Consider the following 20,942-nt stretch of genomic DNA (forward strand, 5'->3'; position numbering starts at 1 on the left):
GGGGAAAGGTGGTGCCCAGGGACGGGATCGAACCGCCGACACTGCGATTTTCAATCGCATGCTCTACCAACTGAGCTACCTGGGCCTGTCCGGGTGACCGGAAGAGCCGGCCTGTTAGCCGCGCGAATCGTCCCTGTCCAGCCCGGTTTCGGATTTTTCGTCGGAAGACGCCATGGGGCCGGGAATGCGATATCCCTCCCCCATCCAGTTCAGCATGTCGCGGTCGCGACAGCCCCGGCTGCAAAAGGGACGGAAGGCGGCGTCCGTCGGGGCGGAACACAGCGGGCAGTTGTTACGGGAAGCGGGCCTGGACATGTCCGGCGGATATGGCGAGGCCGGTCTCCGCCCGCAAGGCGAGCGGCGCACCGAGCATGCGTTCGACCGCCTGCGTCCAGTCCGGGCGCGCCGCGATGGCGGCGACGACCGCCGGATGCGCGGCGAGCGTGCGTTCGCCGCTGCCCCCGGTCCGTTCCGCCTGTCGCAGCAGGGCGCGGGCATGGGCCGGGACATGGGCGAACAGTTCCGGGAGCGAGGCGCGCGACCGCCGCCGCACGATCTGGAGAAAGCCGAAGCCGTTGACGGCCGTACGCTCAAAAGGTTGGGGCAGGACGGCGTCGACCGTTTCGGCGATCGCCAGTCGAGCCGCCTTGTCCTGCACGGTCGGCAGGTCGATGCCGATCGACCCGGTGATATCGAGCCGCGCGATCGTCGCTGCCGCCGCACGCGCGCCCGCAAGGGCCAGCGCCGCGGGGGCAAGCTCGCCATCGATGTCGATCAGCGTCATCGCCGGGGTCAATGCGATCGACAGCGCGCCGCCGGGAAAGGCGACCTGGCCGGTAGTCGCTTCCTCGATCAGCAACGGCCAGCCCGCTTCGCCCAGCAGGTCGCGGTCGAACGGGCCGACGATCCGAGCGTCCGGGAGGTCGGCGATCGACGGGCCGTCGCCGGGCTGTGCACCGGGCGCGGCGGGGCGGGCGCGGGCGCGCTTGGGCTTGCCGGGTTCGGATAGCGCCGGGCGGGTGATCTCGACCAGCAGCGTGGCGCCTTCGGTAACCGCGCGGGGCAGGGGGCTCAGCAGTGCCTCGCCGTCTTCCCATGCGACCAGCCCTTCATTGCGCAGGGGCAGGCGGCGGACCAGCCGGGCGGGCAGGATCGTGCCGGCGCGCAACGCATCGTCGGGTTCGATGCGCGCCTCGACAATCTCGCCATCGACGATGCGCGCGGCCCGGACTTCGCCGATACCGCGCTCGACGATCCAGTCAGCCAAGCGGCACGCCGGCGGTTTCGAGCAAGGCGCGGGTGTCGAACAGCGGCAGGCCGATCACCCCCGAATGGCTGCCCGAGAGGAAGCGGACGAACGCCTCCGCCCGCCCCTGAATCGCATAGCCGCCGGCCTTGCCCAGCCCTTCGCCGCACGCGACATAGGCGTCGATCTCGCGCTGCTCGAGCCGCTTGAACGCGACGATGGTGTCGGCGAGCCGTATGCGCGCCTTGCCGTCGGGCATCAGCACGCAGACGGCCGACAGGCAGTGGTGGCGACGGCCGGACAACAGGCCCAATAGCTCGCGCTGCACGTCCTCGGTCGTCGCGGGCGGCAGGATGCGACGGCCGAGCGCGATCGTCGTGTCGCCGGCCAGCACAACCGCGCCGTCGACCGGACCGATCGCGCGCGCCTTCGCTTCCGCCAGTCGCAGCGCATAGGGACGCGGCAATTCGCCCTTCAGCGGGCTCTCGTCGATATCGGGGGCCTCGACCCGATCGGGCACGGCGCCGATCCGCGCCAGCAAGTCGCGGCGGCGGGGCGAGGTCGAAGCAAGTATCAGGCGCATGGCCGTGGACCCGGTCACGCGGAACCGCGCTTACTTGAAGCGGTAGGTGATGCGACCCTTGGTCAGGTCATAGGGGGTCAGTTCGACCAGCACTTCGTCCCCGACCAGCACGCGGATGCGGTTCTTGCGCATCTTGCCGGCGGTGTGCCCCAGGATCTCGTGATCGTTCTCGAGCCGGACGCGGAACATCGCGTTGGGCAGCAGTTCGACCACCTGGCCGCGCATTTCGAGAAGTTCTTCCTTCGCCAAACAGATACCTCGTGAAATTAGGGCGCACCGGAAACGGGCGGGTTCCCATAGGCGCAAACCGCAAAAAAGGAAAGCGCGAACGACCGGACCCGTGGCTGGCACGGCCGGTCGATGCGTTACGGTGGGAAATAGGTCTAGCGGCCGGCGGGCGCAAGGGCGACGGCGGGGGTCGTTCGAGGATGGCTGTGACGTCCCGCTGAACTGGAGTGGATCCTTTACGAAAGTCCGGGCGCGCACTGCATACCCGCCGTACCCCTGCGAAGGCGGGGGCCAGAGCCAAGAAAAACAAGCGCTTGCGACTGGAGCCCTGGACCCCCGCCTGCGCGGGGGTACGCAAGAAGGTCGGCGATAGAGACTTCCGCAGCGTCCCGACCCGCATTCGCGGTCCTGCTTACTCTCCAAGCGAAACGGAAGCGGAAGCTCCCGGGATGACGATGATGGATACGCGCGGTCAGGCGGGATTATGCTCCTTCAGGAACGCGGTCATTTCGTGCAGGAATTGCAGCCGGTCCTCGCTGCGCGAGAAGAAATGGTCGCCCAGCGGCTGTTCGACATAGCGATGCGGCTTTCCCGCGCGCTTCAGTTCGGCGGCGAGCGTGCGTGACTGGGCGACGGGGACGCGCTTGTCGACCTTGCCATGCATCAGCAGGATCGGGGTCGAGAAGTCGGCGGCGTGGAAGCGCGGCGAAACCGACTGGAAATCGGGCGCCTGCGAGCGCAGCCAGTCGCCGATGGTGCGGCCGTTGAGGAACTGGCTGTCGTAACGACGCAACGCCGCCAGGTCGGACACGCCGGCATAGCTGATCGCGCAGCGATACAGCTTGCCGTCGCGTTGCGCGGCGCGCATCGCCGCATAGCCGCCATACGACGCGCCGACCATGCAGACGCGCTTGGGATCGGCGATCCCTTCCTTCGCGAGATGGGTGACCGCGTCGTTCAGGTCGTCCTGCATCTTCAGGCCCCATTCGCCGGCCCCCTTGCGGGCGAAGGCGACGCCATAGCCCGACGATCCGCGATAATTGGGCTGGACCACGACATAGCCCAACTCCGCCAGATATTGCGTCCACCAGTCCCAGCCTTCGCTGTCGCGCGCCGAGGGGCCGCCATGCGGCAGGACGATCAGCGGCAGGTTCTTCTGCCCCGAACGATGGCGCGGCATGGTCAGCACCGCCTCGATCGGCGTCCCGTCGCGCGCGGTATAGCGGATGGTGCTGACGGGGGAGAGGCGACGGTTCTGGAGCGTGTTGCTGTTCCACGCGATGCGCTGCATCCGGCTGAACGCGCTGTCCCAGTAATAAAGGCCGCCCGGCTGCGACGCGGCGGCGACCTCGACCAGAAACTTGTCGCGCTTGCGGTCCCATGACACGATCCTCGCCCGGCGATCGCCGATCGATTTGTCGATATCGTCCTGCAGCGTCTTGAGCTTGTCATCGAACCAGACGGTGCGGCCGTGCCGGTCGGTAAGGGTCACGCCGGCGACGTCATTCTCGTCGGGATTGTCGATGATACCGTCGACGTCATAGCCGTCGAGCGCATAAAGTTTCTTGCCGAGCGCCAGATCGGGCAACGACACCTGATAGACCGAGGTGAAGCCGCCTTCGTCGTCGAGGGCGATCGCGCTGCCATCGGCGCGGAAGGTGATCGGGATGGTCAGCCCGTCCTCGTCCTTCCGCGCGCGCCGGGCGATGACGCGAAAGCTTTCGGTATTGTTGGTGCGGTAAAGCAGCGCCGAACTGCGCTTCTCGTCGTTATACTGATAGGCGGCGCGGACCTGTCCCTCGCCATCGGCATACCAGTCATACACGTTGGCGCGGCCATCGGCGACGCGGCGCGACTTGCCGGTCGAGACGTCGATTTCGAACACCGCCGGGTTGAAGTCGGATTCGCTTTCGATCCCCGTCTGGCGCGAGAGCAGGATGCGCGGCGATCCGTCATGCGCCACCCACAGCACGTCGTCGGCGCGCAAGCCCGATTTGTCCCAGTCGAGCCGGCGCGTCGTCTGGAAATCGGCCTTCACGCTGAGCACGCGGGTGACGTAATGTTCGTTGCCGTACAGCATCTGCTGCGTGCCCAGCCCGACGATCAGCCAGTCGTCATTGACCCAGCGCCACCAGTTTATGTCGGTATCGGCGGGCGCGCTGAGCGACCGGTGCTGGCCGTTCCCGAACAGCGAGGATAGCACCAACACCTGTCTGCCGCCGATCGCACTCTTTGCGACGACGCGGCTACCGTCGGGTGACAGTTTCGGCGATTCGATCGACGGCAATTCGGCGAATGCCTCGATCGGGACGGGGGCAGCGGGATCGACTTGGGAGGGTTTGGCCGCGGGCGGCGTCTGTGCCGAAGCGACGGTGGCAAGGATCAGGCCGATGGCCGCAACGAACCGCATGAAACCCCCTGTTCGGGGACGGCCGAGATGCGCCCCCGCGCACCGGTTCCGGCAAGAGTGGACGCCCCCATCCGCCGCGAACTCTATCGCAGCGGATGGGGGACGCAATCGGCCAAAGGAACCTATCCGGCGGCATTCCCGGCAAGAGCGGCGAGCAGCAGCAGCGCGACGATGTTGGTGATCTTGATCATCGGATTGACCGCCGGGCCGGCAGTGTCCTTGTACGGATCGCCCACGGTGTCGCCGGTGACGGCGGCCTTGTGCGCCTCCGATCCCTTGCCGCCGTGATTGCCGTCCTCGATATATTTCTTGGCATTGTCCCATGCGCCGCCGCCGCTGGTCATCGAAATGGCGACGAACAGGCCCGACACGATCACGCCGAGCAGCATCGCGCCGAGCGCCGCGAAACCCTGCGCCTGACCCGCGACCCAGGTCACGATGTAATAGACCGCGACGGGGGACAGGACGGGGAGGAGCGAGGGCACGATCATCTCGCGGATCGCGGCGCGGGTGACGATGTCGACGGTGCGGCCATATTGCGGGCGGCTGGTGCCGGCCATGATGCCGGGGTCGGCGGCGAATTGCGCGCGGACGTCCTCGACCACCGATCCGGCGGCGCGACCGACCGCGGTCATGCCGAACGCACCGAACAGATAGGGCAGCAGCGCGCCGAGCAGCAGCCCGACGATGACGTACGGATTGGACAGCGAGAAATCGACGGTCAGGTCGGGGAAGAACAGCTTCAGGTCGGTGGTGTAGGCGCCGAACAGCACCAGTGCCGCCAGCGCGGCGGAACCGATCGCATAGCCCTTGGTCACCGCCTTGGTCGTGTTGCCGACCGCGTCGAGCGCGTCGGTGCGGTGGCGGACCTCGTCGGGCAGGTTCGCCATTTCGGCGATGCCGCCGGCATTGTCGGTGACCGGGCCATAGGCGTCGAGCGCGACGACCATGCCGGCCAGTGCGAGCAATGCGGTGGCGGCGAAGGCGACGCCGATGATGCCGGCGAGCTGGTAGGAAGCGATCACCGCGACGACGATCACCAATGTCGGCAGCGCGGTCGATTCGAGGCTGATGGCGAGGCCCTGGATGACGTTGGTGCCATGGCCGGTGACGCTGGCGCGCGCGATCGACTTGACCGGGCGATAGGCGGTGCCGGTGTAATATTCGGTGATCCACACCAACGCGGCGGTGACGGCGAGGCCGATCATCATGCACCAGAACAGGTCCATGCCGGTGAAGGCCGTGCCCGCGACCGGGGCCTGTGCGCCCAGTGCGCCCTCGACGGTCAGCGTATCGCCGCCGGGATCGAGGAAACCCGCGCCGCCGATCACGGCGTTGAGATCGCCCAGCGCCCAGCTTGCCGCGAAATAGATGGCCGGGACGGCGAGCAGCGCGGTGGTCCAGAACCCCTTGTACAGCGCGCCCATGATCGACTGGCCGCTGCCGAGGCGGACCATATAGGTGCCGAGGATCGAGGTAACGATGCACACCCCGCCGACGACCAGCGGCAGCGCCATCAGGCGGAGCAGTTCGGCGGGCGGCGCCTGTACCAGCAGCGCGATCGACACCATCGTCAGGCCGATCGTCACGACATAGGTTTCGAACAGGTCGGCGGCCATGCCGGCGCAGTCGCCGACATTGTCGCCCACATTGTCGGCGATGACGGCGGGGTTGCGGGGGTCGTCCTCGGGGATGCCCGCCTCGACCTTCCCCACCAGATCGGCGCCGACGTCCGCCGCCTTGGTGAAGATGCCGCCGCCGAGGCGCGCGAAGATCGAGATCAGCGACGCGCCGAAGGCGAGGGCGGTCAGCGCCTCGACGACTTCGCGGTCGCCCGGACCGTGCCCTGCGATCGCGACGAGGTACCAGAAGATGCCCGAGATCGCGAGCAAACCCAGCCCCGCAACAAGCATGCCGGTGATCGCGCCCGATCGGAACGCCATGGTCAGGCCGCCTTGCAGCGACCCGCGCGCGGCCTCTGCGGTGCGGACATTGGCGCGGACCGAAATCTCCATGCCGACATAGCCCGCAACCCCCGACAGGATCGCACCGATCAGGAAGCCGACCGTCGACAGCGGCCCGAGCGTGCGGAACAGGATGATGGCGACGATGACGCCGACAATGGCGATGGTGCGATACTGGCGACCCAGATAGGCCTTGGCCCCTTCCTGGATCGCGGCGGCGATATCCTGCATCCGCGCGTCGCCCGCCGAGGCGCGCAGCACCTGCATACTCGTGAACACACCGTACAACACGGCCAGCGCACCACACGCCATGGCCAGATAGACTATCGTCATCCGCAACCCCTCCTGCATGGGGCCGCCCGGCTGTCTCGTCGGGTCGAACCCTTGGAAACGGGGCAGCTTATGCCGATGGGCGGGGGGCGCAACCGTTAATTCCTCCCCGCTCGCGGGGAGGGGGACCGCCGCGAAGCGGTGGTGGAGGGGGATCGCCACTTGCGTTCCGTCTGCGGCTATCCCCCCTCCACCAGCCTGCGGCTGGTCCCCCTCCCCGTGCCGGGGAGGATTTAGTGCTGATAGCCGAGGCGATCGGGCAGGTGGACGGGCTGGCTGTGGTCGAGCAGGGTGAGCCCTGCGCCCGCTGCGAACGTTCCGATCCTGGTCGCGACTACCGGCGGCGTATTGTCGCAGGCGAAGAGCAGTTCGTAGTCGTCGCCGGCCGTCGCTGCGGTCAGCGCATCGTGGCCGAAGGTCCGCAACGCTTCCGACAGCGGGACGTCGGCGAGGTCGATCGTCACCGCCAGCCCGCTCGCCGCCGCCATACGGGTGGCGTCGATCAGCAGGCCGTCGGACACGTCCATCATCGCGTGGACGGTGGGGGCGAGCGACTGTCCTTCGGCGAGGCGCGGGGTCGGGCGGCGATAGCGCTGCAGCAGCGCCGCCGGTCCGTGTGCGCCGCGCGCGATGGCGAGACCCGCGCCGGCATCGCCGATCGTACCGGTGACCCACAGCGCATCGCCCGGCTTCGCGCCGTCGCGGCGTGGGGCATGGGCGCTGCGGCCGAGCGCGGTCAGCGACAGGAGGCGCGGGGCGTGCGGCGGCAGCTTTACCGTGTCGCCGCCGAGCAACGGGCAGGCGAAACTGCGCAGCACGACGTCGAGGCCGGCGAGGAAGGCGCGGTCCCATGCGTCGTCGCCGATCGGATAGCCAAGCATGACGCCGACCGGCTCCGCGCCCTTGGCTGCGAGGTCCGACAGGTTGGTCGCGACCAGTTTCCACGCGATATCGGCGGGGCGATCGCCGGGCAGAAAATGGACCCCCTCGACGATCATGTCCTTGGTCAGCACGAGGTCGCCCAGATGCGCGGCGTCGTCGGTCAGGCCATGCGCGCCTTCGTGAAGCGGCAAGGTGCGCAGCGCGGCGATGAAGTCGGCTTCGGTCACGCGGCGGCGATCCATGCGCCATGGGCGTGGGCGGTGGCCAGCATCCGGGGTTCGCCATGGTCGGGCCAGCTCTGCACGATCAGTTCCTGCCGTTGCAGCACGCGGTCGGGCTCCATGCGGACCCAGGCGAGCGGGCGGTCGGCGGTGGCGGCTGCGGCGGCCTGCGCTATCATCCTGCCGATTGCGGCACGGCGGTCGTCGCCCAGATATTGCCAGACCACCGAATGCATCAGCACGCGCGTCACGCCTGCGGCCTGCGGTTCGGCGAGGCGGTCGCGCAGCCATTCGACCGCATCGCCCGCGACCAGATCGACCGGCCGGGCGCGGAGCATCGCGGTTGCCGCCGCCAGTCGGTCCTGCCGCTCCGGCTGATCCGCCCAGATATAGCCGGCGAGGCGGGTGGCGACTGCCGGATCGGTGGCGTCGAGCGGCTGGATATCGACGCCGCGTACCCCGTCGATACGGATCGGGGCGGGCGGCGGCGGGGTGCCCTGCCAGTCGGGGACGATCGCGACCGGTGCATCGGCGGGGCCGACGCCCACGCCGCCCAGATCGAAGCGATATCGGTCGATCAGCAGGTTGAGGCCGGCGCTCGATCCGATCTCCAGCAATTCGACCGCCGGGCCGTGGCGTGCGGCGACCGCCAGCAGCCCGGTCATGAGGACGCCCGAGCGCATCGGCTCGTTGGTCTGGGGCGGGCCGTCGAGCCATGGCAGCAGCGCAGCATCGTGTTCGATCAGCACGCGGCGGAGGATCGTGTCGGGATCGGCCTTGCCGGCGAACAGCGCGGTCAGGTCGGGATCGACGCCTGTCCGTGCCAGCGCGTGCAGCCCGCCGACCAGCCGCAAAGGCAGCGCGTCGGGGATCGGTTCGCCCGGCCAGCCGAGCGTCCGGCGCCCCGTTGCGCTGTCGTGCGACAGGGCGTCGGCCAGCGCGGTGCAGACGCGCGCGGTGATCGGTGCCCCCATCGCCGCGCAGAATGCCGCCTGCTGGCGAAAGGCGTGGCGATTCGTCGGTTCATCGGCCATGGGCCGCGTGTTGCGCCGGTCACGCGCCCCAAGTAAAGCGCCAGTCGCTCATGACCGATCCCATCATCATCGCCGTGCCCAAGGGGCGTATTCTCGACGAAGCCATGCCGTTGCTCGCCAGCGCCGGCATCGTGCCGGAGGCGGCGTTTCGCGATCCCGACAGCCGGGCGCTGCGGTTCAAGACCGACCGGCACGACATCGACCTGATCCGCGTGCGCGCGTTCGACGTGGCGACGTTCGTGGCGCATGGCGCGGCGCAACTGGGCATCGTCGGGTCGGACGTTCTGGCCGAGTTCGATTATTCGGAGCTGTATGCGCCGGTCGACCTGAAGATCGGGCATTGCCGCATCTCGGTCGCCGAGCCGGCCGGCATGGCCGCTACCGACGATCCGCGCGGGTGGAGCCATGTGCGAATCGCCACCAAATATCCGCACACCACCCAGCGCCACTTCGCCGCGCGGGGCGTTCAGGCGGAGTGCGTCAAGCTGAACGGGGCGATGGAACTCGCGCCGGTGCTGGGGCTCGCGCCGCGCATCGTCGATCTGGTGTCGTCGGGACGGACGCTGAAGGAGAATGGCTTGGTCGAGGTCGAAACCATCGCCGAGGTGACGTCGCGGCTGGTCGTCAACCGCGCGGCGTTCAAGACGCGGGGGGCGGTCGTGCCGCTGGTCGATGCGTTCCGCCGGGCGGTGGCGGCATGATCCGGCTGGACGCGAGCGCGGCGGGGTTCGCCGCCGACTTCGCAGCGCTGGTCGATGCGCGGCGCGAGGCCGATAGCGACGTCGCGCGCGACGTGACCGCTATCCTGCGCGCGGTGCGCGACGAGGGCGATGCCGCGGTGCGCGCCTTTACCGAGAAGTTCGACGGGCATGACCCGGACGTGACCGGCTGGCGGATCGAACTGGCGGAATGCCGGGCGGCACTGGACGGGCTGGACCCGACCTTGCGCGCGGCGCTCGAATTGGCGCATGACCGGATCGTCGCCTATCACGCCAAGCAGCGGCCCGAGGATCGCGACGAGGTCGATGCCGATGGCGTGCGGCTGGGTGCGCGGTGGAGCGCGGTCGCGGCGGCGGGCGTCTATGTGCCCGGCGGACGTGCCGCCTATCCGTCGTCGGTGCTGATGAACGTCGTGCCGGCCAAGGTCGCCGGGGTCGAGCGGATCGTGATGGTCACGCCAACGCCCAAGGGTGAGGTCAATCCGCTGGTGCTGGCCGCCGCCGCGCTGGCCGGGGTCGACGAAGTGTGGCGGATCGGGGGCGCGCAGGCGGTCGCGGCGCTGGCCTATGGCACCGACCGGATCAAGGCGGTCGATGTCGTGACCGGGCCGGGCAATGCCTGGGTCGCGGAGGCCAAGCGGCAGCTATACGGCGTGGTCGGGATCGACATGGTCGCCGGGCCGTCGGAGATCGTGGTCGTCGCCGACGGGCAGAATGATCCGGCATGGATCGCCGCCGATTTGCTTAGCCAGGCTGAGCATGATCCGACCAGCCAGTCGATCCTGTTCACCGACGATGCCGGCTTTGCCGATTGGGTGGCCAAGGCGGTCGACGAACAGATCGCCGAGCTGGCGACCGGACAGGTGGCGCGGGCGAGCTGGGATGCGAACGGGGCGATCGTGGTCGTCCCGACCCTGGCCGATGCGATGCCGCTGGTCGACCGGCTGGCGCCCGAGCATCTAGAACTGGCGGTCGGCGATCCCGAACCGCTGTTCAAGGCGGTGCGCCATGCCGGGTCGGTGTTCCTCGGCCGGTACACGCCCGAAGCGGTCGGCGATTATGTCGCGGGGCCGAACCATGTGCTGCCGACCGGGCGGCGGGCACGCTTCGCATCGGGGCTGTCGGTGCTCGACTATATGAAGCGGACCAGCTTTCTGGGGCTGGACGCGGCGGCATTGGCGAAGATCGGGCCGGCGGCGGTGACGCTGGCCGGGGCCGAAGGGCTGCCGGCGCATGCGCGGTCGGTGGCGATCCGGTTGGACGCGCCGGGCAAGGCGTAGCGAAGCAGCGCCAAGCCGTATGAGGCGCGTCCGGCCGGCGGCGCTGGCAGCGCCGTCCGACGGCACGGGCTTTGCCCGTGGCGGCCCTTAAGTTGCGTCGTTCGGCCGGATGGTGACGGTCGCGGGCGTCCGCCTTCTTTCAATGGGTTAGACGCCGAAGGTCACAAAGTTCACACTCGCACGTGTCTCGTCACGGCGTCGCTCCAGCGCAGGCTGGAGCATTTTGCGGCTTGGCGCGCGCTGCATGACCGGGAGATCCCAGCCTTCGCTGGGATGACGTAAGCGGCAAAGTTCACAAAGGTCACACTCGGCGCGCAGTTGTGCAGCGGGTCGATCCCGGCGGTCGGAAAGGCGGACGGTTCAAGGAGCGCGGCGACGCTGCCATGGTCCGGCGCTGTAGGAAAGCGCCCCCTCGACTTGTCGGTGCGACAGCGGCTATGGGGCGGCGCTTATGACCAGCAAGAATTCCCGCCCGCGGGGTGCCCGTCAGGCACGCGCCGCCGCCCGGTTGGCCGCCGTCCAGGCGCTGTACCAGCATGAGATGGAAGCGACGCCGATCCCGGCCTTGCTCCACGAATTCCACCAGCACCGGCTGGGCGCGACGATCGAAGAGGTCGAATATGCCGAGGCCGACGTCCATTTCTTCGACGACGTGGTCAAGGGCGTCGATGCCCGCCGCGACGAGATCGACGCGATGATTGCCTCCAAGCTGTCGACCGGCTGGACGCTCGACCGGCTGGACAAGCCGATGCGGCAGATCCTGCGCGCCGGGACGTACGAGTTGATCGCGCGGCCGGACGTGCCGGTGGCGGCGGTCATCAGCGAATATCTGGACGTGGCCGATGCGTTCTACGACCGGCGCGAAAAGGGGTTCGTGAACGGGTTGCTGGATTCGGTGGCGAAGGTGGTTCGGGGATAGGGTCCCCTGCCTTCTTCCTCTCTCCGTTCGCTTCGAACCGTAGTCGAGATGGTGCCCCAAGCGGGCGGGTTCTCGACAGACGCTTCTCGACAAGCTCGAAGCTGCTCGAACTGAACGGGGTGGAGAGGGTGGCTGCCGGCCTAACCCGTTCGTCCTGAGTAGCCATTGAGCTTGTCGAAATGGCGTATCGAAGGACCGTCTGTGGCGAGTGCTTCGATACGGGCCTTCGACAAGCTCAGTCCCTACTCAGCACGAACGGTTTGGTTACAGGAAACATCCGGTAACCAACCCCGGATTGCCGCATTCACCGCCTCTGGTGCCTCCCACGGCACGAAATGCCCGGCATCGACCTTCACCACCGTCAGGTCGGGCACCACTGCGTCCAGCCCCTCGACCTGCACCGGCAACAGCGCCTTGTCGCGGGTTCCCCAGATCACCAGCGTCGGTTGTGTGACCGGTGGGAAGGGGGCGTCGATCCACGCCGGGCGTTCAGGCGTTTCGCCGGGTGCGGGAACGACGATCGCCGAGGCGCGGTACCAGTTGAGCATCGCGGTCATCGCACCCGGCTGCGACCATTCGTCGAGATAGGCGGCCTTGTCCGCGCCCGCGATGGTACGCGTCACCAGCTTGGCGAAGCCGGTCGCGAAGAAATGTTCGAGGCCGGCGCCGATCAGCCCGCGATCGATCGACGTGTCGCGGAAGCGGGCGATGTACTGGCTGGCGGCGCGCTGGTCGGGATCGTCGAACAGCGAACGCTGGAAGATCAGCGGATGCGGCGCGTTGAGGATGACGAGGCGGTCGATCCGGTCGGGATGCCTGAGCGCCGCCATCCACGCGATCGCGCCGCCCCAGTCATGGCCGACCAGCGTGAAGCGCCGGACGCCCAGCGCATCGGCGAGCGCGATCAGGTCGGCGACGATGCGATCGGGGGCATAGTCGGCGACCGCCGCCGGCTTGTCGGAGCGGACATAGCCGCGCTGGTCGGGGGCGATGATATAGTGATCGCGCGCGAACTCGGACAGTTGATGCCGCCACGTCCGATGCGATTCGGGAAAGCCGTGCAGGAAGATCATCGCCGGCGCGGCCGGATCACCCGCGACGGCGACGTCGAGCGACACGCCGCTCGATAGCGTGATACGGCGCAAGGGCGTCATGGATAGCTGACCGTCTTGGGAATTTCGGGGATGGGGATGAATTCCTCGGCATCGTCGGGGACTTTGGGGAAGTTGCCGGCTTTCCAGTCGGCCTTGGCCTGATCGATGCGGTCGCGGCGCGAGGAGACGAAATTCCACCAGACATGGCGCGGCGTCGTGAACGCCTCCCCGCCGCACAGCATGACACGCGCGCCGCCCGACGATCGCAGCGTGGCGGCGATGCCCGGCCGCAGGACGTAGAGCGTCATCGGTTCGAGCGCGACGCCGTCCAGTGCCGCGTCGCCATGGGTCAGGTACAGCGCGCGTTCGTCGGCACCCGCATCGATCGGAATCGCGCCGTTCGATTCGAGGATGATGTCCGCATAGATGGTCGCGGCGTACTGGGTCGTCGGGGCCGAGACGCCCCACAGGTCGCCCATCACGACACGCGCGGTCGCGCCGCTGCCGCTGACGACGGGCAGGCGGGTCGCTTCGACATGCTCGAACGCCGGATCGATTTCTTCGCGATCCTCGGGCATCGCCAGCCACGTCTGGATGCCCGACAGCAGCGGCCCGCCGGCCCGTTCGTCGTCGGGCGATCGTTCGGAATGGACGATGCCGTGGCCGGCGGTCATCAGATTGACCGCACCCGGCTCGATCCGGGCGAAGGTGCCGAGCGAATCGCGATGGTCGATCGCGCCGCCGAACAGATAGGTGACGGTCGACAGGTTGATGTGCGGATGCGGGCGCACGTCGATCCCCTGACCCGGGTCGAGTTCGGCCGGGCCCATCTGGTCGAAGAAGATGAACGGACCGACCATCGTCCGCGTCCTGGTCGGCAGGGTGCGATGGACCTTGAACCCGCCCAGATCGTGGGTGATCGGCTGGATCGTCTGGAGAAAGAAGCGGTCGTTTTCCATCAATCGGCATCCAGTTCGGGATAGTGGCGGAAAATTCCGTCTTCATTGAAAGGGATACGCCGGTCGCTGGCAAGATAGTCGGCAATGCCGGGCAGGGTGGCGACGGCGTCGTGAATCGCGATCAGGCGCGGCAGGCCGGGTTCCAGTGCCGCCATCCGTCTGGGAAAGGCGTAGCGCAGCCCCTCGACCAGCTGGAACAGCGAGGTGTCGACATAGGTCCAGCGATGATCGATCGCCCAGGGGTCGCTGTTTTCGTCCAGCAGCGCTTCGAAATAGGTCAGGAATTTGGGCAGGCGTTCGTCCCGGAACTGCGTGGCGGCGCGGGCGGCCTCAGGCTTCTGCGCGTCATAATAATCGCCGGTGCCGACCGGGTGATGGACATTATGCACCTCGGCGACGAGGTCGGCGATGGTCAGTTGCCATTGATTGGCCCATTGCCGGTCGCGGATGCTCGACATGCTCAGGCCATGGCGCTCGCCCAGATATTGCAGGATGTTGGCGACCTGCGCGATGACCATGTGGTCGAGCGACAGGAAGGGCGGGGCGAAGGGCGGGCGCGGGTGCCGTTCCAGCATCGCGAGCATCGCTTCCACCCCATCCTCGCGCGCGCGGTCGCGATAGGCGATGCCCGCGCCCTCCATCGCCAGTCGAACGAATTCGCCGCGGCCCTGTATCGTCGGCCAGTACCAGAGGTCGTAGCTCAATCGCGGTCTCCCGGCGCGCGGGCGCGAATCGCCAGCGCATGGATGCGGGTGGCCAACAGGTCGGCGAGCGCCCGGTTGACCATCCGTTGCCGCCCAACGCGCGACTGGCCGATAAAGCCATCCGCGACGATCTCGACGGAAAAATGGGTCTCCCCGGTTCCGTCGTCGCCCATATGGCCGGCATGGTGGTGGCTGTCGTTGGTCACGACCAGATGGGTCGGGGACAGGGCGTCGCGCAGCCGCTGGGCGATCAGATCGGCGAGCGGCATGGTGGTGGTGTCGGTCATCCGCCCTATATAACCGGTTTTGCCAAAGGGAGTCGCGTGGCGCGCGAGAAGATCAGCAAGGATCGCCCCAATGCCCGCTTCCACGGGCGGGTCGAGGCGAATGGCCGGCCATGCGAAGTGCCGGGATGTGACGAAGCGGGCGAATTCCGTGCGCCGCCGCTTGAGGGCGCGCCGCAGGGGGGCGAACGGCCGAGCGCCTATCGCTGGTTCTGCCTCGACCATATCCGCGCGTTCAATGCCGGGTATAATTACTTTGCCGGAATGACCGCCGAGGAGATCCACGACGCGCAACGGCCCTATGCCGGCTGGGACCGCGAGACGCGCGCCTTTGCGCGCGCGGGCGGCGATCCGGGGCCGGCCTGGGCCGATTTCGCCGATCCGCTCGACGCGATCGGGGCGAAGTTCCGCGACGCGCGCGTGAACCGCGCCGAGCGCAAGGACGGCCGGCCGCTCAGCCCCGCCGACCGGTCGGCGCTGAAGGTCATGGGGCTGGAGATCGATGTCGACCGGACGGGATTGCGCCAGCGTTATTCGGAACTGGTGCGCCGCTATCATCCTGACCGCAATGGCGGCGACCGGCAGCATGAGGCGGCGTTGCAGAAGGTGATCGCCGCCTATCAGCAGTTGAAGGGGGCGGCGGCGTTTGCGTGAGTCCTCGCCGCTTTTTGTAATCCGTTTGCTTCGAGCGCAGGTTCGAGCCTGTCGAGAAGCGTAGTCGAGAAGGCGGTGCCCCAAACGGGGAGTTCTCGACAGACGCTTCTCGACTTCGCTCGAAGCTGCTCGAACCGAACGGGTGGCAGTAGGATGAGGTAGGAACCGTCACGCAAAATTGACCGCCACCGCCTCCAATTGCTGCGCGACCATGCCCCAGCCGCCTTCGAAGCCCATTTCGGCGTGCATCTTCGCGGTCTCTTCGTCCCAGTGGCGGGCGGCGGCGCGGTAGTGGGTCGCGTCGCCATCGGCTTCGAAGGTGAAGATGCCGACGAACGCCAGCCGCTGCGGCTGGGGTATCCAGCCGGGGGCGAAGGCGTTGGTGAAGACGATGCGCTCGTAGGGAACCGCGTCGAGGATCACGCCCTCGCCGGTCATCGCCTCGCCACCCGGGCCGCGCATCGTCGTCGCGAAGCGGCCGCCCGGCGTCAGATCGAGGGCGAGGAGCTCGGTGGTCCAGGGGCGCGGCGCCCACCATTTGGGAAGATGTTCGGTCCATGCCCGCCACACCGCGTCGACGGGGGCGGCTATGCGGCGTTCGATCGCAAGTTCATGTTCGGTCATTGCTGCTCTCCGTTGCGCGCCGCCTCGATAGCCGCAACGTCGATCTTCTGCATCGTCATCATCGCCTGCATGACCCGCGCGGCCGCCGCCCGATCGGGATCGGCCATGCCGGCCATCAGCGCGCGCGGCGTGATCTGCCACGACAGGCCGAAACGGTCCTGGCACCAGCCGCAGTCGCGGGCGCGTCCGCCATCGGCGACGATCGCGTTCCAGTAGCGGTCGGTCTCCGCCTGATCGTCGGTCAGCACCTGGAACGAGATCGCGTCGGAAAAGGGCGTGGGCGGGCCGTGGTTCAGCGCGAAACAGGGCTGGCCGAGCAGCGTGAATTCGACGACCAGCGTGTCGCCCGCCTTGCCGCCGGGAAAGTCGGCAGCGGCCGGGTGGATCGCCCCCAGCGCGCTGTCGGGAAAGGTGGCGGCGTAGAAGCGTGCCGCTTCCTCCGCCCGGCCGTTGACGACGAGGCATAGTTGCAGCTTGCTCATCGGCGCGGACCGACCAGGCCGAAGCGCGCGCCCTGGGGATCGGTGGCGACGATCGAATAGCTGCCGCCGGGGATCTGGTCCGGCCCCTGCAGGATCGTACCGCCGCCGCCTCTGATCCGGTCGGCGGCATGGTCGATATCGGCGACATGGGTGGAATATTGCCAGCCGGGCTGGCCGCCAGGCACCATGCCCATCGCCGCGCCGATCGCGACGTCGCCGTTCAGCAGGAACTTGTAGTCGCCGAACGATCCCATCGGCATCGACCCTTCCTGTCGCCAGCCGAACCGGTCGACATAGAAGGCGATGGCGGCGTCGGGGTCGGGAGCCATCAACTGGTTCCAGACGAAATGGCCGGGCGTCGCGCGGTCGGCGGGCTGGAAGACGGTGCTGGTTTCGTCGCTCTCGCTGCGCATCAGATAGAGCGCCGCACGCTGCGGATCGGTCAGCATCGCGATGCGGCCTACGCCGGGGATGGTGGTGGGCGGCATGTGCTGCGTGCCGCCATGCGCGAGGTAATCGGCGGTGGCGGCATCGACATCGTCGACCGCGACATAGCCGAGCCACACCGGCGCGGGCATGCCCGGCGGCATCGCCATCAGCCCGCCGATCATCGCGCCGTCGGGGGCGACGAACAGGCGATAGTCCATGCCGGGCATGCCCGATTCCTGTACCTGCCAGCCGACGACGTCGGTGTAGAAGCGCGCTGCCGCGTCCACGTCGCCGGTCAGCAATTCATACCAGATGAAGTCGCCCTGCCGGTTCATGCGCCTGCTCCCATGCGTTGGTCGAAGATCGGGGTGAAACCGCCATAGACCATGCGCCTGCCGTCGAAGGGCATGGCGCGATCGGCCATGCGCGGATCGGCCATCACCGCCTGCCAGCCGCTGTCGCGCGCGTCCTTGGACGGCCATTCGATCCACGAATAGCAGGCGACCTCGCCCGGTTGCAGGTCGACGGCGCGGGCATAGTCGGTGTGCTGGCCCGGCACGTCGTCGCCCCAGCCCTCCACGACGCGCAACGCACCGTGATCGCGAAACAGCTGCGCCGATTCGGCCGAGAAGGCGAGATAGGCGTCGCGGTCCTCGCTGCGGACCGGGGTCAGGCAGCCATCGACATAGCCCGGCGTCGCGTCGTCGCCGCTGACCATGACGGCGTCGAACCCGCCATAGATCATGCGCTTGCCGTCGAACGACATGCCGAGCGCCTCCATCCGCGGATCGGCCATCATCGCCGCGCCTGCCGCGTCGCGGGTTGCGCGGTCGGGATATTCGATCCAGCTGAACAACACGTCCTCGTCGTCGGTCAGGGCGACCGATCGCGCGAAGTCGGTATGCTTTCCCGCCGGCACATCGTCGCCCCGGCATTCGACCAGCCGCGTCGCGCCGAGATCGGCGAAGATCGCCGCCGCCTGCGCGACATGATGTTCGTAGGCGGCGCGGTTGGCGCGCGGGACGGGGGTCACGAAACCGTCGATATAGGTCATGCGCCGGTTCCTTCATGGGCGGCAGCGGCGGCGGCCATGTCCATGGTGAACGGCCCCCAGCCATGGCCGTCGAGATCCTCGAACGCGCGGCTGTACATATAGCCTTCGTCCTCGGGATCGTGGAGTTCGCGTCCGCCCGCCGCCAGCGCGGACTCGGTGATCGTGTCGACGGCGGCGCGGTCGTCGAACGACAGCGCCAGCAACACGCCGCTTTCGGTCCGTGCGTCGATGATCCGCTTGGGCGTGAAGGTCGCGTAGAAATCGCGGTCGAGCAGCATCACGTGGATGCTTTCCGACCATGTCATGCCCGATCCGCGATCGTTCGAGAAACGCTCGTCCTTCACGAAGCCGATCGCTTCGTAGAATCGTGTCGCGGCAGGCACATCGGCCACCGCGAGGTTCACGAAAATCATCTTCGACATGGCACCCTCTCCCCGGACCTTTCGAATCGCTGTTTGTCTTGGGTGCGCCCTTGGGTTACAAATTGCAACGATGGAGTTAGAAAAAGTAACCAAGGCCGATCGGCGACGCTATGACGATGCGTGCGGCGCGGCACTGGGCATGGAATATGTCGGCGAGCGCTGGGCGCTGCTGCTGATGCGCGAATTGCTGCTGGGCCCGCGCCGCTTTGGCGAATTGCGCGCCGGTCTGCCGGGGATCAGCGCCAATGTGTTGACGCAGCGGCTGGCGGGACTCGAGGCGGCGGGGATCGTCCATCGCCACCGCCTGCCGCCGCCCGCCAATGTGCAGGTCTATGAACTGACGCGCTGGGGCTATGAGAGCGAGGGCGTGGTGCTGGCGCTGGCGAAATGGGCGCTGCGGTCGCCGACGCATGATCCGACGCTGCCCTTTTCCGCCGTGTCGCTGATGCTGTCGCTCAAGATGCTGCTGGTGGCGGAGCGGGCGGGGGACTGGCAGGCGCAGGTGGCGTTCCGGTTCGGCGACGATGGCTATGTCGCGACGCTGGCCGAGGGGGCACTGCACGTCCGGCGGGGGCAGGGGGTGGTCGATGCGACGCTGTCGGGCGCGCCGTCGGCGTTCCTGCCGGTCGTGTATGGCGGACGGCCACTGGCGACGGTGGCGGCAATTGCAGTCGAGGGGAACCGGGCGATTGCCGAACGGTTCACGTCGCTGTTCCGATTGCCGCCGAAGGTTGAGTAGGCGGCCCGCTTCGTCCTAAAGGACCGCGGGCGCTCCCCTGTGCCCACGCGAAAGGCCCGCATGACTACCGATACCCTGCCCGAAGCTGCCGCGACCACGATCCTGAGCGCACCCGACCGGATGGTGAAGGTGCGCGAGCTGTTCGGCATCGACAGCGATCTCGAAGTACCCGCTTTCTCGGTCGCCGACGAACGCGTGCCCGATGCCGATCCGGCTTATGTGTTCGATCCCGACACGACGCTGGCGATCCTTGCAGGCTTTGCGCACAACCGGCGGGTGATGGTGCAGGGCTATCACGGCACCGGCAAGTCGACGCATATCGAACAGGTCGCGGCGCGGCTGAACTGGCCGTGCATCCGCATCAACCTCGACGCGCATATCAGCCGCATCGACCTGATCGGGCGCGACGCGATCGTGCTGAAGGACGGGCAGCAGATCACCGAATTCCGCGAAGGGTTGCTGCCCTGGGCGCTCCAGACGCCGACCGCGCTGGTGTTCGACGAATATGACGCCGGCCGCCCCGACGTGATGTTCGTGATCCAGCGCGTGCTGGAGACTGAGGGCAAGCTGACGCTGCTCGACCAGAATCGCGTGATCCGGCCCAACCCCTATTTCCGCCTGTTCGCGACGGCGAATACCGTGGGTCTGGGCGATACGTCGGGCCTGTATCACGGCACGCAGCAGATCAATCAGGGGCAGATGGACCGGTGGAACATCGTCGTCACGCTGAACTACCTGCCCGCCGCCACCGAAGCGCGGATCGTGCTCGCCAAGTCGGGCGAATATGACAAGGTCGGCGGCAAGGACACGGTCGAGAAGATGGTGCGCGTGGCGGACATGACGCGGCGCGGGTTCGTCAACGGCGATATCTCGACGGTGATGTCGCCGCGGACGGTGATCACCTGGGCGCAGAATGCGCTGATCTTCGGCGATGTCGGCTTCGCCTTCCGCCTGTCGTTCCTCAACAAGTGCGACGAGGCCGAGCGGGCGCTGGTCGCCGAATATTATCAGCGGGTGTTCGGTAAGGACCTGCCCGAAAGCGTGGTGGCGAAGGCGTAGCCTGCGCGGGGGGGGGGGGGGGGATGGGCGTCGATCGACGGGCGACCGGCCAACCGGTCGCCCGTTGCCGTTCGGTTCGGCGCGACCCGCATTGACTCGTATGTCAGCAGCGCCCACGCTCCGGCAATGGGACATCAGCATCCGCTTGCCGTCGCGCCGGGCGACATCGACCATATGGGGCACGTCAACAATGCCGTGTACCTGTCATGGGTCCAGGATGCGGTCGTCGCCTATTGGGAACGTGTGGCACCGGCCGAGGCGGTGGCCAAGCATCTGTGGGTCGCGCTGCGCCATGAGATCACCTATCGCCGGCCCGCATTCCTCGACGACACGATCGTCGCGACGGTCGTCGCCGAACGGGTCGAGGGAGTGCGCGCCTATTTCTCGACGCTGATCCAGCGTGGCGAGGAGGTGCTGGCCGAGGTGCAGAGCACCTGGTGCTCGCTCGATGCGGGGACGAAGCGGCCGGCGCGGCTGGCCCGCGATGTGGTGAATCGCTTTTTACCCTAATTCCGATTTCGTTTTCTGCAATTGCGGTAAAAACCTGTGCAGTTGCGATATTGCGCTGCACCATGCACAACTCTGGCAACGAAACGACGCCCGAGCGTCACCCCTCAACCAG

General features: G+C 67.6%; 24 protein-coding genes and 1 tRNA gene. 7 read left to right on the forward strand and 18 right to left on the reverse strand.

Going from position 1 to position 20,942, the window contains the following annotated elements; all coding sequences use genetic code 11:
* Window positions 1-9: 9 nt before the first annotated feature.
* The 9 genes from ACZ1JS_RS00300 to ACZ1JS_RS00340 form a co-directional block, all read right to left on the reverse strand.
* Window positions 10-85, reverse strand: a tRNA-Phe gene (locus ACZ1JS_RS00300).
* Between the two features lie 29 nt (window positions 86-114).
* Window positions 115-315, reverse strand: a complete 201-nt coding sequence (locus ACZ1JS_RS00305) for a DNA gyrase inhibitor YacG (RefSeq protein ID WP_465167199.1) — start codon at window positions 313-315, stop codon at window positions 115-117.
* Window positions 293-1,267 carry a ribonuclease gene (locus ACZ1JS_RS00310; protein ID WP_465167200.1) on the reverse strand — a complete coding sequence of 325 codons (975 nt, stop codon included), beginning with the start codon at window positions 1,265-1,267 and terminating at the stop codon, window positions 293-295. Before ACZ1JS_RS00310 ends, ACZ1JS_RS00305 begins: the two co-directional genes overlap by 23 nt.
* Window positions 1,260-1,829: a Maf family protein gene (locus ACZ1JS_RS00315; RefSeq protein WP_345879154.1), complete on the reverse strand. Its 570-nt coding sequence runs from the start codon at window positions 1,827-1,829 to the stop codon at window positions 1,260-1,262. The genes ACZ1JS_RS00310 and ACZ1JS_RS00315 overlap by 8 nt, the downstream gene beginning before the upstream one ends.
* 30 nt (window positions 1,830-1,859) lie before the next feature.
* On the reverse strand, window positions 1,860-2,078 hold the full coding sequence (gene infA, locus ACZ1JS_RS00320; RefSeq protein WP_003049127.1) for a translation initiation factor IF-1: 219 nt from the start codon (window positions 2,076-2,078) through the stop codon (window positions 1,860-1,862).
* A 451-nt stretch (window positions 2,079-2,529) separates the two neighbouring features.
* Window positions 2,530-4,467 carry an alpha/beta hydrolase family protein gene (locus ACZ1JS_RS00325; protein ID WP_465167201.1) on the reverse strand — a complete coding sequence of 646 codons (1,938 nt, stop codon included), beginning with the start codon at window positions 4,465-4,467 and terminating at the stop codon, window positions 2,530-2,532.
* A gap of 122 nt (window positions 4,468-4,589) precedes the next feature.
* Complete coding sequence (locus ACZ1JS_RS00330; RefSeq protein WP_465167202.1) at window positions 4,590-6,764, reverse strand: sodium-translocating pyrophosphatase; 2,175 nt, start codon at window positions 6,762-6,764, stop codon at window positions 4,590-4,592.
* Between the two features lie 230 nt (window positions 6,765-6,994).
* The gene (thiL, locus tag ACZ1JS_RS00335; RefSeq protein ID WP_465167203.1) at window positions 6,995-7,870 is read right to left on the reverse strand and encodes a thiamine-phosphate kinase; all 876 of its coding nucleotides are present in this window, start codon (window positions 7,868-7,870) and stop codon (window positions 6,995-6,997) included.
* Window positions 7,867-8,898 (reverse strand): DUF2332 domain-containing protein, encoded by a 1,032-nt coding sequence (locus ACZ1JS_RS00340; RefSeq protein WP_465167204.1) that lies wholly within the window; start codon window positions 8,896-8,898, stop codon window positions 7,867-7,869. The genes thiL and ACZ1JS_RS00340 overlap by 4 nt, the downstream gene beginning before the upstream one ends.
* Window positions 8,899-8,948: 50 nt before the next feature.
* Between ACZ1JS_RS00340 and hisG the strand changes: the two genes are divergently transcribed.
* From hisG to nusB, 3 genes are all read left to right on the forward strand, one after another.
* A complete protein-coding gene (hisG, locus tag ACZ1JS_RS00345) occupies window positions 8,949-9,599 on the forward strand; it encodes an ATP phosphoribosyltransferase (protein WP_465167205.1) in 651 nt (216 codons plus the stop codon).
* Window positions 9,596-10,897, forward strand: coding sequence for a histidinol dehydrogenase (hisD, locus tag ACZ1JS_RS00350; RefSeq protein ID WP_465167206.1), 1,302 nt, complete (start codon window positions 9,596-9,598; stop codon window positions 10,895-10,897). Before hisG ends, hisD begins: the two co-directional genes overlap by 4 nt.
* A gap of 451 nt (window positions 10,898-11,348) precedes the next feature.
* Window positions 11,349-11,816, forward strand: coding sequence for a transcription antitermination factor NusB (gene nusB, locus ACZ1JS_RS00355; protein ID WP_242118346.1), 468 nt, complete (start codon window positions 11,349-11,351; stop codon window positions 11,814-11,816).
* A gap of 242 nt (window positions 11,817-12,058) precedes the next feature.
* Here nusB and ACZ1JS_RS00360 read toward each other — a convergent pair whose 3' ends face one another.
* Genes ACZ1JS_RS00360 through ACZ1JS_RS00375 form a run of 4 tightly spaced genes read right to left on the reverse strand, consistent with a single transcriptional unit; the run spans window position 12,059 to window position 14,860 of the window.
* Window positions 12,059-12,970, reverse strand: a complete 912-nt coding sequence (locus ACZ1JS_RS00360) for an alpha/beta fold hydrolase (RefSeq protein ID WP_465167207.1) — start codon at window positions 12,968-12,970, stop codon at window positions 12,059-12,061.
* Window positions 12,967-13,869: a pirin family protein gene (locus tag ACZ1JS_RS00365; protein ID WP_465167208.1), complete on the reverse strand. Its 903-nt coding sequence runs from the start codon at window positions 13,867-13,869 to the stop codon at window positions 12,967-12,969. The genes ACZ1JS_RS00360 and ACZ1JS_RS00365 overlap by 4 nt, the downstream gene beginning before the upstream one ends.
* Window positions 13,869-14,573 carry a glutathione S-transferase gene (locus ACZ1JS_RS00370; protein ID WP_465167209.1) on the reverse strand — a complete coding sequence of 235 codons (705 nt, stop codon included), beginning with the start codon at window positions 14,571-14,573 and terminating at the stop codon, window positions 13,869-13,871. Before ACZ1JS_RS00370 ends, ACZ1JS_RS00365 begins: the two co-directional genes overlap by 1 nt.
* A complete protein-coding gene (locus ACZ1JS_RS00375) occupies window positions 14,570-14,860 on the reverse strand; it encodes a BolA family protein (protein WP_465167210.1) in 291 nt (96 codons plus the stop codon). The genes ACZ1JS_RS00370 and ACZ1JS_RS00375 overlap by 4 nt, the downstream gene beginning before the upstream one ends.
* Before the next feature lie 36 nt (window positions 14,861-14,896).
* On the opposite strand from ACZ1JS_RS00375, the gene ACZ1JS_RS00380 reads away from it, so the two are divergent.
* The gene (locus ACZ1JS_RS00380; protein ID WP_465167211.1) at window positions 14,897-15,511 is read left to right on the forward strand and encodes a J domain-containing protein; all 615 of its coding nucleotides are present in this window, start codon (window positions 14,897-14,899) and stop codon (window positions 15,509-15,511) included.
* 168 nt (window positions 15,512-15,679) lie between these two features.
* On the opposite strand, the gene ACZ1JS_RS00385 is transcribed toward ACZ1JS_RS00380, so the two are convergent.
* Genes ACZ1JS_RS00385 through ACZ1JS_RS00405 form a run of 5 tightly spaced genes read right to left on the reverse strand, consistent with a single transcriptional unit; the run spans window position 15,680 to window position 18,522 of the window.
* On the reverse strand, window positions 15,680-16,135 hold the full coding sequence (locus ACZ1JS_RS00385; RefSeq protein WP_465167212.1) for an SRPBCC domain-containing protein: 456 nt from the start codon (window positions 16,133-16,135) through the stop codon (window positions 15,680-15,682).
* Entirely contained in the window at window positions 16,132-16,617 is a 486-nt protein-coding gene (locus ACZ1JS_RS00390; RefSeq protein WP_465167213.1) for a VOC family protein, read from the reverse strand. The genes ACZ1JS_RS00385 and ACZ1JS_RS00390 overlap by 4 nt, the downstream gene beginning before the upstream one ends.
* Window positions 16,614-17,381 (reverse strand): VOC family protein, encoded by a 768-nt coding sequence (locus ACZ1JS_RS00395; protein WP_465167214.1) that lies wholly within the window; start codon window positions 17,379-17,381, stop codon window positions 16,614-16,616. The genes ACZ1JS_RS00390 and ACZ1JS_RS00395 overlap by 4 nt, the downstream gene beginning before the upstream one ends.
* On the reverse strand, window positions 17,378-18,100 hold the full coding sequence (locus ACZ1JS_RS00400) for a DUF1428 domain-containing protein (RefSeq protein ID WP_465167215.1): 723 nt from the start codon (window positions 18,098-18,100) through the stop codon (window positions 17,378-17,380). The genes ACZ1JS_RS00395 and ACZ1JS_RS00400 overlap by 4 nt, the downstream gene beginning before the upstream one ends.
* A complete protein-coding gene (locus tag ACZ1JS_RS00405) occupies window positions 18,097-18,522 on the reverse strand; it encodes a VOC family protein (protein ID WP_465167216.1) in 426 nt (141 codons plus the stop codon). Before ACZ1JS_RS00405 ends, ACZ1JS_RS00400 begins: the two co-directional genes overlap by 4 nt.
* Window positions 18,523-18,592: 70 nt before the next feature.
* Here ACZ1JS_RS00405 and ACZ1JS_RS00410 point away from each other — a divergent pair, with 70 nt between their 5' ends.
* The 3 genes from ACZ1JS_RS00410 (at window position 18,593) to ACZ1JS_RS00420 (ending at window position 20,830) form a co-directional block, all read left to right on the forward strand.
* Window positions 18,593-19,261 (forward strand): winged helix-turn-helix transcriptional regulator, encoded by a 669-nt coding sequence (locus tag ACZ1JS_RS00410; RefSeq protein WP_465167217.1) that lies wholly within the window; start codon window positions 18,593-18,595, stop codon window positions 19,259-19,261.
* Between the two features lie 60 nt (window positions 19,262-19,321).
* A complete protein-coding gene (cobS, locus tag ACZ1JS_RS00415) occupies window positions 19,322-20,320 on the forward strand; it encodes a cobaltochelatase subunit CobS (protein WP_345878945.1) in 999 nt (332 codons plus the stop codon).
* A 126-nt stretch (window positions 20,321-20,446) separates the two neighbouring features.
* The gene (locus tag ACZ1JS_RS00420) at window positions 20,447-20,830 is read left to right on the forward strand and encodes an acyl-CoA thioesterase (protein ID WP_242118323.1); all 384 of its coding nucleotides are present in this window, start codon (window positions 20,447-20,449) and stop codon (window positions 20,828-20,830) included.
* The last annotated feature ends 112 nt before the right edge of the window (window positions 20,831-20,942 follow it).

The sequence above is a fragment of the Sphingomonas sp. BL-S-05 genome (assembly GCF_055521695.1).